Annotated in this window: 12 protein-coding genes and 2 tRNA genes; 1 reads left to right on the top strand and 13 read right to left on the bottom strand. The window is 56.7% G+C overall.

The features are described 5' to 3' along the window. Window positions 1-45 precede the first annotated feature (45 nt). The 9 genes from rimP to rlmE all read right to left on the bottom strand — a co-directional run bounded on the left by rimP (window position 46) and on the right by rlmE (window position 7,111). Window positions 46-504, bottom strand: coding sequence for a ribosome maturation factor RimP (gene rimP / locus J1G35_RS21120; RefSeq protein WP_038843818.1), 459 nt, complete (start codon window positions 502-504; stop codon window positions 46-48). 140 nt (window positions 505-644) lie between these two features. Beyond that, a tRNA-Met gene (locus J1G35_RS21115) sits at window positions 645-721 on the bottom strand. Window positions 722-817: 96 nt separating this feature from the next. Further along, window positions 818-903, bottom strand: a tRNA-Leu gene (locus J1G35_RS21110). 22 nt (window positions 904-925) lie between these two features. Then, window positions 926-1,309, bottom strand: a complete 384-nt coding sequence (secG, locus tag J1G35_RS21105) for a preprotein translocase subunit SecG (protein WP_010206600.1) — start codon at window positions 1,307-1,309, stop codon at window positions 926-928. Window positions 1,310-1,313: 4 nt separating this feature from the next. After that, the gene (gene tpiA, locus J1G35_RS21100; RefSeq protein WP_053137795.1) at window positions 1,314-2,069 is read right to left on the bottom strand and encodes a triose-phosphate isomerase; all 756 of its coding nucleotides are present in this window, start codon (window positions 2,067-2,069) and stop codon (window positions 1,314-1,316) included. A gap of 66 nt (window positions 2,070-2,135) precedes the next feature. Then, window positions 2,136-3,473 carry a phosphoglucosamine mutase gene (gene glmM, locus J1G35_RS21095; RefSeq protein WP_053137798.1) on the bottom strand — a complete coding sequence of 446 codons (1,338 nt, stop codon included), beginning with the start codon at window positions 3,471-3,473 and terminating at the stop codon, window positions 2,136-2,138. Between the two features lie 16 nt (window positions 3,474-3,489). Then, the gene (gene folP, locus J1G35_RS21090; protein WP_223015928.1) at window positions 3,490-4,341 is read right to left on the bottom strand and encodes a dihydropteroate synthase; all 852 of its coding nucleotides are present in this window, start codon (window positions 4,339-4,341) and stop codon (window positions 3,490-3,492) included. 8 nt (window positions 4,342-4,349) lie between these two features. Further along, window positions 4,350-6,260, bottom strand: a complete 1,911-nt coding sequence (gene ftsH / locus J1G35_RS21085; RefSeq protein ID WP_053137803.1) for an ATP-dependent zinc metalloprotease FtsH — start codon at window positions 6,258-6,260, stop codon at window positions 4,350-4,352. Window positions 6,261-6,460: 200 nt separating this feature from the next. After that, window positions 6,461-7,111, bottom strand: a complete 651-nt coding sequence (gene rlmE, locus J1G35_RS21080) for a 23S rRNA (uridine(2552)-2'-O)-methyltransferase RlmE (RefSeq protein ID WP_032862906.1) — start codon at window positions 7,109-7,111, stop codon at window positions 6,461-6,463. Window positions 7,112-7,216: 105 nt separating this feature from the next. On the opposite strand from rlmE, the gene J1G35_RS21075 reads away from it, so the two are divergent. Then, entirely contained in the window at window positions 7,217-7,525 is a 309-nt protein-coding gene (locus J1G35_RS21075; protein ID WP_017139256.1) for a YhbY family RNA-binding protein, read from the top strand. Between the two features lie 9 nt (window positions 7,526-7,534). On the opposite strand, the gene J1G35_RS21070 is transcribed toward J1G35_RS21075, so the two are convergent. The 4 genes from J1G35_RS21070 to carA all read right to left on the bottom strand — a co-directional run bounded on the left by J1G35_RS21070 (window position 7,535) and on the right by carA (window position 12,903). Further along, window positions 7,535-7,939 (bottom strand): MFS transporter, encoded by a 405-nt coding sequence (locus J1G35_RS21070; RefSeq protein WP_223015927.1) that lies wholly within the window; start codon window positions 7,937-7,939, stop codon window positions 7,535-7,537. A gap of 28 nt (window positions 7,940-7,967) precedes the next feature. Beyond that, entirely contained in the window at window positions 7,968-8,444 is a 477-nt protein-coding gene (gene greA, locus J1G35_RS21065; protein ID WP_053137809.1) for a transcription elongation factor GreA, read from the bottom strand. Beyond that, the gene (gene carB / locus J1G35_RS21060) at window positions 8,441-11,662 is read right to left on the bottom strand and encodes a carbamoyl-phosphate synthase large subunit (protein WP_053137812.1); all 3,222 of its coding nucleotides are present in this window, start codon (window positions 11,660-11,662) and stop codon (window positions 8,441-8,443) included. Before carB ends, greA begins: the two co-directional genes overlap by 4 nt. 104 nt (window positions 11,663-11,766) lie before the next feature. Next, window positions 11,767-12,903 (bottom strand): glutamine-hydrolyzing carbamoyl-phosphate synthase small subunit, encoded by a 1,137-nt coding sequence (gene carA / locus J1G35_RS21055; RefSeq protein ID WP_223015926.1) that lies wholly within the window; start codon window positions 12,901-12,903, stop codon window positions 11,767-11,769. Window positions 12,904-13,065: the final 162 nt, after the last annotated feature.

Below are 13,065 nucleotides of genomic sequence, written 5' to 3'. Positions count from 1 at the left end.
TACGCCTCGCCTTTCGCAAGCCATTGGATCCGCGGGATCCGCGTCTCAGTCAAAACTGGGAATAATGTTGGCCTTGTCGATCATATCGATCGGCAACAGGAATTCATGGTCTTCTACCTGCACCACGACATCCTGTTCTTCTACACCGCGCAGAAGGCCCTGAAAGTTGCGACGCCCTTCAAACGGGGATCGCAGCTTGATCTTCACTTGTTCACCGGCAAATTTTGCAAACTGCTCAATAGTGAACAGTGGGCGTTCCATGCCTGGCGAGGAAACTTCGAGGGTATATTCAACGGAGATAGGATCTTCAACATCCAGAACACCACTGATCTGACGGCTGACAATGGCACAATCGTCCACCAGCACACCGCCCTCTTTATCGATATAAACGCGCAACATTGAGTGGCGACCTTGAGCCGAAAACTCAATACCCCAGCATTCATAGCCTAGGGCCACGACCACCGGGGCCAACAAGGCCTGCAACTCTTCTAGCTTGCTCGACACCTGAACCCCCTCGTGCATGTATGTGCATGCTGTGCAAAATAAAAAAATGGGCGAAACGCCCATCCTTGAAACGCCGTCGAACAGCGGCGTTGAAAGTGTCCAGCTAACAAAAAGCCCCTTAAAAGGGGCTCCGCTAAAACTGGTTGCGGGGGCCGGATTTGAACCGACGACCTTCGGGTTATGAGCCCGACGAGCTACCAGACTGCTCCACCCCGCGACAAAGCTGGGGCGGAAGTATACGACCGATCCCTTACAGGGTCAATGTAACCTTCCACCTACAAGAAAGCCCGCAACAGCGGGCTCTCCTGATAATTGGTACCGAGAAGGGGACTCGAACCCCTACACCCTATGGGCACAACCACCTCAAGGTTGCGTGTCTACCAATTCCACCACCTCGGCAATACAGCGTTTACAACCCTTCTTACTTTTGCTCTTGAGCTGGAGGCACGTCAGTCGCTGGAGTAGCCGACTTTTGCTCTTGAAGCACCGGGACATCATCAGAAGCCGGTTTTGCCTTTGGTACTTCCAACACTGCTGGGTTTGGCAAACCTACTTGAGTCAGCACATGAGCTTTCTCTTTAGCAAAGTAACCTAACCCTAAGCTGGTTATGAAGAAACCGGCGGCAAGTATAGCAGTAAACTTACTAAGAAAGGTAGAGGAACCTTGGCTTCCGAACACAGTATTTGAAGCACCTGCACCGAAAGACGCACCAGCATCCGCACCTTTACCCTGTTGCAACAAAACCAGGGCAACTACGCCCAAGGCAGCCAACAGATGAAAAACGACTACGACTGTTTCCAGCATTTTTTCAGTTTCCCGCGGCGCGACAAATCGCACCGAACTCATCTGCATTCAGGGAAGCTCCACCAATGAGCCCCCCATCGATATCCGGCATGCCGAACAGTTCGACCGCATTGGCCGCCTTCACGCTGCCGCCGTATAGAAGCCGCACACCTTGTGCGACTTCAGAATTCTCTGCCGCTAACTGAGCGCGGATGGCTGCGTGCACATCCTGCGCCTGCTGCGGTGTAGCAGTCAGCCCGGTACCAATGGCCCAGACCGGCTCGTAAGCAATTACCGCTTTTGCGAACGCACCAACACCCAGCTCCTCGATGATGCTGCCAAGCTGACGCGAGACAACTTCAAGAGTTTTGCCCGATTCACGCTGCTCAAGGGTTTCCCCAATACACAACACCGGAATCAAGCCACAAGCCTGTGCCGCTGCGAACTTGCGATTGAGTGTCCCGTCACGCTCGCCCATCATCTGGCGGCGCTCGGAGTGCCCGACAAGCACATAGGAACAACCCGCATCAACCAGCTGACTCGGTGCAACTTCTCCGGTCAACGCACCTTGCATGGCTTCCACCGCAGAATTCTGCGCGCCGACCTGAATCGACTTACCTTTCAAGCCATCAACCACTTGGGTGATATGCAAGCAAGGCGGGAACACCGCGATATCAACTCCGCTAGGCAAGGCCAAGTGACGAAGGCCATTGATCAGCTCAGCGACACTGGCGCGGGTACCGTGCATCTTCCAGTTACCAGCTACCATAGTGCGACGCATGCTGTACCTCGTCGGTCAAAGTGGGCGCAGATGTTACCCAACCACATCACCACTGGCAAGCCGAATTCAGGCGCAAACTTCAGTTACCAGTTTTGCCAGGTCTTCGGCATGGCCGCGAACCTGTATTTCGTCGTCACCTTCTACCATAACGCGCACCAGAGGCTCTGTGCCGGACTTGCGCAGCAATACCCGTCCGCGACCAGCCATTGCCAACGTCGCGCGCTCGCAAGCCTCTTTCACAGCAGGATGCTCAATCGGGTTTTCCCCGCCTGCGAAACGCACGTTAAGCAATACCTGCGGGCACTTGCGTAAAGCCTGGCGCGCCTGAGCCAGGCTCTCTTCGCGGCGGCGCAAGGCCAATAGCACCTGCAACGCCGCAATAATCGCGTCACCGGTGGTCGTGTGCTGGAAGCACACCACGTGCCCGGAGTTCTCGCCACCTACCTGCCAGTTACGCTCCAGCAGCTCGGCGATCACATACCGGTCACCGACGTTGGCACGAACAAAAGGAATACCCAGGTCTGCCAACGCCAGCTCAAGCCCAAGGTTGCTCATCAGCGTACCGACGACACCGCCTTGCAGCTTGTTACGCTCATGCAGGTCGCGGGCAATGATGAACAACAGATCATCGCCATCGACCACGGCACCCGTGTGATCAACCATCAGCACGCGGTCGCCGTCACCGTCGAAGGCAATCCCGAGGTCGGCATGCTCGGCCAGGACAGCGGCCTGCAACTGCTCCATATGGGTGGAGCCGCAGTTTTCGTTGATGTTCAATCCGTTGGGCTGAGCCGACAGCACTGTCACGTCCGCCCCCAGCTCCTTGAATACGCTTGGCGCGACTTTGTAGGTCGCACCATGGGCGCAGTCGACAACAATCTTCAGGCCGGCAAAATTAGTGCTGGTTGGCACACTGCTTTTGCAGAACTCGATATAACGACCTGACGCGTCGTTGATTCGGGACACCTTGCCCAACTTACTGGACTCGACCACGGTCATCGGCGCATCCAACAATTCTTCGATCATCAGCTCAATCTCGTCCGGCAACTTGGTGCCCTGACCGGAAAAGAACTTGATGCCGTTGTCGTCATGTGGATTGTGCGAAGCACTGATCACAATACCGGCCTCAGCGTGAAAGGTACGCGTCAGGTATGCAATCGCCGGCGTCGGCATTGGCCCCAGCAACATTACATCGGCGCCTGCGGCGGATAAGCCGGCCTCAAGCGCTGATTCAAACATGTATCCCGAAATTCGGGTGTCCTTGCCCACCAGGATGCGGCACGCCCCCATGCTACGGAACGCCATACCCGCCGCCCATCCAAGCTTGAGCATGAAATCAGGAGTAATCGGAAACTCGCCGACCCGACCACGGATACCGTCGGTGCCAAAGTATTTTTTAGTCATAAGTGCTCCATCATTCTTATTCGGCTGATTCCACAGCTGCAATCATGCGTACCACATCCACGGTCTCAGCAACGTCATGCACGCGCAAGATGCGCGCACCCTTGGTCACCGCAAGCGCCGCCAGCGCAAGACCGCCGTACAACCGCTCACCCACCGGACGGCTCAATGCCAGCCCTATCATGCTCTTGCGCGAAACACCGACCAACAGGGGCCGACCAAGGGCATGCAAGGACTCCATGTGTTTGAACAAACTCAAATTGTGTTGCAGGGTCTTGGCGAAACCAAACCCCGGATCAAGGATGATCCTTTCCGGCGCAATACCTACCGCAGCGCATTGAGCAACACGCTCGGAGAGAAAACCACTCACCTCACCAACCAGGTCATCATAGTGCGGGTTGTCCTGCATATTGCCGGGCTCACCCAGCATATGCATCAAACACACCGGCAAACCGGTAGCTGCAGCTGCATCCAGAGCGCCGTCGCGCCGCAGGGACCGGACATCGTTGATCAAGCCGGCACCTAATCGAGCAGTCTCACGCATCACGGCAGGGGTGGAGGTATCAACCGAAATAATCACATCCAACTCTCGAGCGATGCGCTCGACAATCGGCGCCACGCGCTCCAACTCTTCCAGAGGAGAAACAACGCGAGCACCAGGCCGAGTCGATTCACCACCGACATCAATCAAGGTCGCGCCGGCCGCCACCATGGCTTCTGCGTGACGCAATGCAGCATCAAGCTGGCTGAAGCGGCCACCATCGGAAAAGGAGTCAGGGGTTACATTAAGAATACCCATAACATGTGTATGGGCCAAATCAAGAACCCGGTTGCCGCAAGGCAACCGGGGGGAGGACGAAACAAAAGTCATTTCAAACCTTAATGGTCAGCTGCCGGGCCACCGATCGGGGTTTCAGGGCGTTCGTTCTGAACCACAGGCGGGGTGCCCGAAGTACCCGAACCACCTTCCCAATCACGAGGTTCACGAGGTACCCGACCGGCCATAATGTCATCGATCTGGTCTGCATCGATCGTCTCGTACTTCATCAATGCATCAGCCATTGCATCAAGCTTGTCGCGATTATCGGTCAGGATCTGTTTGGCCGTGCCATAGCACTGGTCAATGATACTGCGCACCTCAGAGTCGATCAGCTTGGCTGTCTCACCGGAGAAACTGGCGTTTTGACCACCGCCGCCACGACCCAGGAATACTTCACCTTCTTCCTCGGCGTACATCAAAGGACCGAGTTTTTCCGACAAGCCCCACTTCGTCACCATGTTTCGCGCAATCTGGCTGGCACGCATGATGTCGTTGGAAGCCCCAGTGGTCACACCGTCGAAGCCCAGGGTCATCTCTTCAGCGATTCGACCGCCGTACAGCGAGCAAATCTGACTGATCAGCGCACGCTTGGAGAGGCTGTAACGATCCTCTTCCGGGAGGAACATGGTGACACCCAAGGCGCGACCACGAGGAATGATCGACACTTTATAAACTGGATCATGCTCAGGTACGACGCGCCCCACAATGGCGTGACCGGCTTCGTGATAAGCAGTGTTCTGCTTCTCTTTTTCGGACATGACCATGGATTTGCGCTCGGCACCCATCATGATCTTGTCTTTCGCCAGCTCAAACTCTTTCATTTCAACGATGCGCTTACCGGTACGGGCTGCAAACAGCGAAGCCTCGTTCACCAGGTTGGCCAAGTCAGCACCCGAGAACCCAGGGGTACCACGGGCAATCACAGCCGGTGCGACGTCGTCGCCCATCGGCACTTTGCGCATGTGCACTTTCAGGATTTGTTCGCGTCCACGGATATCTGGCAAGCCAACCACAACCTGACGGTCAAAACGACCTGGACGCAGCAGCGCAGGGTCCAGCACGTCCGGGCGGTTGGTTGCAGCGATGACGATAATGCCGTCATTCATCTCAAAACCATCCATCTCGACCAGCAACTGGTTGAGGGTCTGCTCACGTTCATCGTGACCGCCGCCCATGCCAGCACCACGATGCCGACCAACGGCGTCGATTTCATCGATGAAGATGATGCATGGCGCATGTTTCTTGGCCTGTTCGAACATGTCGCGGACGCGGCTCGCACCGACACCGACGAACATTTCAACAAAGTCAGAACCGGAAATGGTGAAGAACGGCACCTTGGCTTCGCCGGCAATCGCCTTAGCTAGCAACGTTTTACCGGTACCCGGAGGACCGACCATCAGCACGCCACGAGGAATACGCCCACCCAGTCGCTGGAATTTGCCCGGATCGCGCAAAAACTCAACCAACTCGCCGACTTCTTCCTTGGCTTCGTCGCAACCCGCCACGTCAGCCAGGGTCGTTTTCACTTGATCCTCAGAGAGCAGGCGAGCCTTGCTCTTGCCGAAGCTCATCGGCCCACCCTTGCCTCCCGCACCACCTTGCATCTGGCGCATGAAGAACATGAACACGGCGATAATCACCAAGATCGGGAAGCTGGCCACCAGGAGTTGAGTCCAGATGCTCTGCTGCTCAGGCTGCTTGCCTTCGACAACAACATGGTTATCCACCAAGTCGCCGATCAGACCGTTGTCCTGAATTGCCGGACGAATGGTCTTGAAGCTGTCGCCATCGTTGCGTTTGCCGGTGATCACGTAGCCATCAACCGCTACGCGCTCGACCTTGCCATCCTTAACTTGCTGGATGAAGTCGGAATAGTTGAGGGTCTGCGGCTCGTTAGGACTGGAGAAGTTGTTCATCACCGTCACGAGGACAGCCGCGATGATCAACCACAGGATCAGATTCTTTGCCATATCGTTCAATTAACTACCCTCTGAAGCAAGCTCCGCTACTGGCGCGCGCTTCGCATGATATTCACCGGCCTAACTTACTACATTACCTACAACTCTGGCAGGCGCCGTCTGTAACCCTTTGTGAAACTTTGACTACACAATATTCGTAAAGCTTCGTGACGAAAGCGATATAAAAAAACCTATCGCCCTCCTCGAATTTCTCAAAAACGCTCTTCACTCGCCGCGCCTTCGACGCCACGGAAGCCGCGACACAGCAGGTATTGCTCTCTGGACCTATCCCGAGAAGAGTCAGGCTTACGCGTCTGCACCTTATCGAACAACTTGCGAATGTTCTTGTGGTACTCGTCGAAACCTTCTCCCTGGAACACCTTCACCAGAAAATCACCACCGGGACGCAACACCCGACCTGCCAAATCCAGCGCCAATTCGCAAAGGAACATGGCGCGTGGCATATCAACGGCCGGTAATCCACTCATATTGGGGGCCATGTCGGAAATCACAAGGTCTACCTGCGAATTTCCCACAGCCTCAAGAATCTGGGCGAGCACCGCGTCCTGGGTAAAGTCTCCATGAACAAAGGTCACATCCGGAATGCTGTCCATTTCCAGAATGTCGGAAGCGATCAGGCGACCTTGCCCACCAATCAGACGACTGGTCACCTGGGACCAACCACCGGGGGCCGCGCCAAGATCGATAACGCTCATGCCTGGACGAATCAATTTGTCCTTGTCCTGGATCTCCAACAGCTTGTAGCTGGCCCGGGAACGATAGCCATCCTTCTGCGCCTTTTTGACGTAAGGATCGTTGAAATGCTCTTGCAGCCACTTAAGGCTAGTTTTGGAACGGGCCACGGGCCACCTCGAAAATAAAACGGGTCGTGATTAACTGGGCGGTCCCGGACTCGCTCGGGTAAACTGGCCGCCGCTTTTTACAAGATCAGACGCAGGGGTCAGATTATGCCGCTCACTCAAGAGCAGAAGAAACAGTACAAATCCATTGGCCACCATCTGAAACCAGTTCTGATTGTGGCAGACAACGGTTTGACTGAAGGTGTGTTAGCCGAACTTGAACGCGCATTGGGCGATCACGAACTGATCAAGATCAAGGTCAACATCCTTGACCGCGAAGCGCGCCTGGCCGCTATTGCAGAACTCTGCAAGGTGGGCAAGGCAGACCTGGTTCAGGTCATCGGCAAGATGGCGCTGCTGTATCGCAAGAACTTCAGCGTCAACAAGCAACTGTCGAACGTACACCGCTTCAAGTAATAAAAAGGGTCACGGGCGTGCTTCGCGCGCCCCGCCACTCCATCCCGGCGCCGGCTGTATAACCAGCACCAGGCCGGAAAACCCTAGCACAAGATAGCTGAACAACTGCCAGCGCAACGCTTCCGGCAACCACACATGCACAACGCAATACATTGCACACGCGTACAGCGCCATCAACAGCAGTTGGCCGCGAATATCCCGCCACAAACTCTCCAAGCCTTCAGCCCTGACCAGCACCAACACCTGAAGCGCTACGCACGCCGCCGCGAAACCCACCAGCAGCGCACTCAATAATCCATCGATCTCATCGATCAGCAACGGAGCCAGGCCAATCAGGCCCAGCGCCGGTAATACACCTATGTGCAACAACCACAGGCCGCCCACCCAAAGCATCTGGGAGAGCTGCCAAAGCATAGTGCCCGCGCGAAGCGGGCGCCGCCTTTCAGATGTGACGAACTTCAACAATCTCGTACTCGATCACGCCACCTGGGGTTTTTACAGACACCACGTCACCCTCTTCCTTGGCGATCAGGGCACGAGCCAGGGGTGAGCCGACGGAGATCTTGCCGAGCTTGAAGTCAGCCTCGTCCTCTCCCACGATGTGGTAGACCACGCTTTCGTCGGTCTCGACGTTGGCGATTTCCACGGTGGTGCCGAAAATCACCTTGCCGGTGTGCGGGATAGTCGTGACGTCGATGATCACCGCGTTCTGCATACGGCCTTCGATGTCACGGATCCGCGCCTCGACCATACCCTGCTGCTCGCGAGCAGCGTGGTATTCCGCGTTTTCCTTCAAATCACCCAGCTCGCGGGCCGTACCGATGTCCTGGCTCAGCTTTGGACGTACGACCTTGGTCAGATGGGCGTGCTCCTCTTCCAGGGCCTTGGCGCCCTGGACGGTCATTGGGTATTTGATCATGCCTTCAATCCTGCGTGTAGATCCTGCAAGCGACGCACGGTCTTTTCCGGACCGAACTTGAGCGCTTCGCAGATAGCTTCGCCAGCAGCAATGGTGGTGGTGCAGTAGATCTTGTGCTGCAAGGCATTACGGCGAATGGAGTAGGAATCCGCGATCGACTGGCGACCTTCGGTGGTGTTGATGATCAGTGTGACTTCGTCATTCTTGATCATGTCGACCACATGCGGACGGCCTTCCGTCACCTTGTTCACGCGGCGAACTTTCAAGCCAGCCGCCTCGATCAGCTTGGCGGTCCCGGCAGTCGCCACGACTTCAAAGCCCAAGTTGATCAGATCACGTGCCACGCCTGCAACCAACGGCTTGTCATCATCGCGCACGCTGATAAACGCAGTACCGCCGGTCGGCAGCACTTCGCTGGCGCCCATTTGCGCCTTGGCGAACGCTTCACCGAAGGTATCGCCCACGCCCATCACTTCACCGGTGGACTTCATCTCTGGGCCCAGGATCGGGTCCACACCAGGGAATTTGGCGAATGGGAACACAGCCTCTTTCACACTGTAGAAGTTCGGAATGATTTCCTTGGTGAAGCCAATTTCCTTCAGGGTCTTACCGGCCATCACACGAGCAGCGATCATCGCCAGGGACACACCGATACACTTGGAAACAAACGGCACGGTACGCGAAGCACGCGGGTTGACTTCGATGACGTAGATGTCTTCGCCTTGCAGCGCCAACTGTACGTTCATCAGGCCAACCACGCCCAACTCCAGGGCCATTTTCTTGACCTGTTCGCGCATCTCATCCTGGATGTGCGCCGGCAGCGAATACGGCGGCAGCGAGCACGCGGAGTCACCAGAGTGAACGCCCGCCTGTTCGATGTGCTGCATGATTGCGCCGATGACCACGTCGGTACCGTCGCAAACCGCATCCACGTCCATCTCGATGGCGCAGTTGAGGAAGTGGTCCAGCAGCACCGGGCTGTCGTTGGACACTTTCACCGCATCACGCAGGTAACGCTTGAGCTCTTCTTCTTCGTAGACGATTTCCATCGCCCGGCCGCCCAGCACGTAGGACGGACGCACCACCAACGGGTAGCCGATCTTGCTGGCCGCACGGATGGCTTCGTCTTCGCTGCGCACGGTGGCGTTTGGCGGCTGACGCAGGTTCAGGCGCTCAACCATTTGCTGGAAGCGCTCACGGTCTTCGGCACGGTCGATGGCGTCAGGGCTGGTGCCGATAATTGGTACGCCAGCGGCTTCCAGGGCACGTGCCAGTTTCAGCGGGGTTTGGCCGCCATACTGGACGATCACGCCTTTTGGCTTCTCGACGCGGCAGATTTCCAGCACGTCTTCCAGCGTTACCGGCTCGAAGTACAGACGGTCGGAAGTGTCGTAGTCAGTGGAAACAGTTTCCGGGTTGCAGTTGACCATGATGGTCTCGTACCCGTCTTCGCGAAGCGCAAGGGCGGCGTGTACGCAGCAATAGTCAAATTCGATGCCCTGGCCAATACGGTTAGGACCACCGCCCAGGATGATAATCTTGTCGCGGCCCGACGGTGCGGCTTCGCACTCTTCCTCGTAGGTGGAGTACAGGTACGCAGTGTCGGTGGCGAACTCGGCGGCGCAGGTGTCAACGCGCTTGTAGACCGGGAAGATATCCAGCTTGTGGCGATGCGTGCGCAGGTTCTTCTCGGTCACACCCAGCAGCTTGGCCAGGCGCTGGTCGGAGAAGCCCTTGCGCTTGAGGCGGAACATCAGGTCGCGGTCGATAGACGACAGACCGAGGGTCTTGACCTTCTCTTCTTCCTTGATCAGATCTTCGATCTGCACCAGGAACCACGGATCGATCATGTTCATGCCGAAGATGTCTTCAACGGTCATGCCGGCACGGAAAGCATCGGCTACGTACCAGATGCGCTCGGCGCCCGGCACGGTCAGCTCGCGCTTGAGAACGCTCATGCTTTCCGGGTTGCTCAGGTCAAGCTTCTCGTCCAGACCGCAAACACCCACTTCCAGGCCACGCAGGGCTTTCTGCAGGGATTCCTGGAAGGTCCGGCCGATAGCCATGACTTCACCGACCGACTTCATCTGAGTGGTCAGGCGCGCATCGGCTTTCGGGAATTTCTCGAAAGCAAAGCGTGGCAACTTGGTCACGACGTAGTCGATGGACGGCTCGAAAGACGCCGGCGTAGCGCCGCCCGTGATTTCGTTTTGCAGTTCGTCCAAGGTGTAACCGATGGCCAGCTTGGCGGCGATACGTGCAATCGGGAAGCCGGTAGCTTTCGATGCCAGCGCCGAAGAACGCGATACACGCGGGTTCATCTCGATCACGACCATGCGGCCTGTGTTCGGGCAGATGCCGAACTGAACGTTGGAACCACCGGTTTCAACGCCGATCTCACGCAATACCGCCAACGAGGCGTTACGCATGATCTGGTATTCCTTGTCCGTCAGGGTCTGTGCCGGAGCAACGGTGATCGAGTCGCCAGTGTGGACACCCATCGGGTCGAAGTTTTCGATGGAGCAGACGATGATGCAGTTGTCCTTTTTATCGCGGACAACCTCCATTTCATACTCTTTCCAGCCGATCAGGGATTCGTCGATCAGCAGCTCTTTAGTCGGCGACAGATCCAGGCCACGCGCGCAGATTTCTTCGAACTCTTCACGGTTGTAAGCAATGCCACCACCGGTGCCGCCCATGGTGAAGGACGGACGGATAATGCACGGGAAGCCCAGCTTTTCGAGAACTGCGTTGGCCTCCTCCATGCTGTGGGCGATACCGGAGCGCGGGCAGTCAAGGCCGATGGACTTCATGGCCTTGTCGAAGCGCGAACGGTCTTCAGCCTTGTCGATGGTGTCAGCGTTGGCGCCGATCATCTCTACGCCAAATTTTTCCAGGACGCCTTCGCGCTCCAGGTCCAAGGCGCAGTTCAGTGCAGTCTGGCCGCCCATGGTCGGCAGCAGTGCGTCTGGGCGCTCTTTCTCGATGATCTTGGCAACCGTCTGCCACTTGATCGGCTCGATGTAGGTGGCGTCAGCCATGTCCGGATCGGTCATGATGGTGGCCGGGTTAGAGTTCACCAGGATGACGCGGTAACCCTCTTCGCGCAGGGCTTTACAGGCCTGGGCGCCGGAGTAGTCGAATTCGCAGGCCTGGCCGATCACAATCGGGCCAGCGCCGAGAATCAGGATGCTTTTTATGTCTGTACGTTTTGGCATGGGTTTGTCACTCAAATCCGCAGGTCAGTCGGCAAGCCGTCTTGAACAATCTTCGAAGAGCCTGCGGGGGCCACCAATGCAGGGGCCGCCCGCAGGCCGCTCAGTCAGCGTCGCTTGGCCATCTCATTGATGAAACGGTCGAACAGCGGCGCTACGTCGTTCGGGCCCGGGCTTGCTTCAGGGTGGCCCTGGAAGCTGAACGCGCTCTTGTCAGTACGCTCGATGCCTTGCAGGGAACCGTCGAACAACGACTTGTGAATCGCGCGGACATTGCTCGGCAAGGTCGCTTCATCCACCGCAAAACCGTGGTTCTGGCTGGTGATCATCACAACGCCCGTGTCCAGATCTTGCACAGGATGGTTGGCACCATGATGGCCATGACCCATTTTCAGGGTCTTGGCGCCGGAGGCCAGCGCCAGCAGTTGGTGACCGAGGCAGATACCAAATACCGGAATCTCGGTTTCCAGCACTTCCTTGATAGCCTGGATGGCGTAGTCACAAGGCTCAGGATCACCCGGGCCGTTGGACAGGAACACACCGTCAGGTTGCAGGGCCAGCACATCGCAGGCAGGTGTTTGCGCCGGCACCACGGTTACGCGGCAACCACGCTCGACCAGCATGCGCAGGATGTTGTACTTGACGCCGTAGTCGTATGCGACCACGTGATAGGGCAGGTCAGCCGCTTCGATAGTCTCGTGGCTGTCGGTCTTCAAGTCCCAGACCGTGGAGCGCCACTCGTACTGTTCCTTGGTGCTGACAACTTTCGCCAGGTCCATGCCTTTCAGGCCAGGGAAGCCTTGGGCTGCAGCAATCGCCGCGGCTTCGGAAATATTGTCACCGACCATGATGCAGCCGTTCTGCGAGCCCTTTTCACGCAGGATGCGAGTCAGGCGGCGCGTATCGATACCGGCGATCGCCACAACGTTGTTGGCTTTCAGGTAATCGGACAGCGACATTGTGTTACGCCAGTTGCTGGCAACCAGTGGCAGATCACGAATGACCAGACCTGCCGACCAGACACGATCAGACTCGACGTCTTCCGGCGTAGTACCGGTGTTGCCGATGTGCGGATAGGTCAGGGTAACGATCTGTTGGGCGTAGGAAGGATCGGTAAGGATTTCCTGATAGCCGGTCATGGCGGTGTTAAACACCACCTCTCCAACGGTCTGACCGTCGGCTCCAATGGCTTCGCCGCGAAAAATGCTGCCATCAGCAAGGGCGAGTATGGCTGGCTTAGTCAAGAAGACCTCCCGTAAATAAAGCCTGAAAGGGCGATCGCAGGTTGTAAAAAAGCGGAGTGACGTATGGACACGTCACCCCGCTTCTTCACTGAATTATTCTGCGCGCTTTTAGTGGACACACTAAAGCTGTAGCTTACAGAAAAAGGCTTTTTTGGTCCACCG

This window comes from Pseudomonas sp. SH10-3B (assembly GCF_019891415.1).
Lineage (GTDB): Bacteria > Pseudomonadota > Gammaproteobacteria > Pseudomonadales > Pseudomonadaceae > Aquipseudomonas.
Note: the sequence above shows the minus strand (reverse complement) of the source record. Positions and strands in the feature narration are given on the sequence as shown.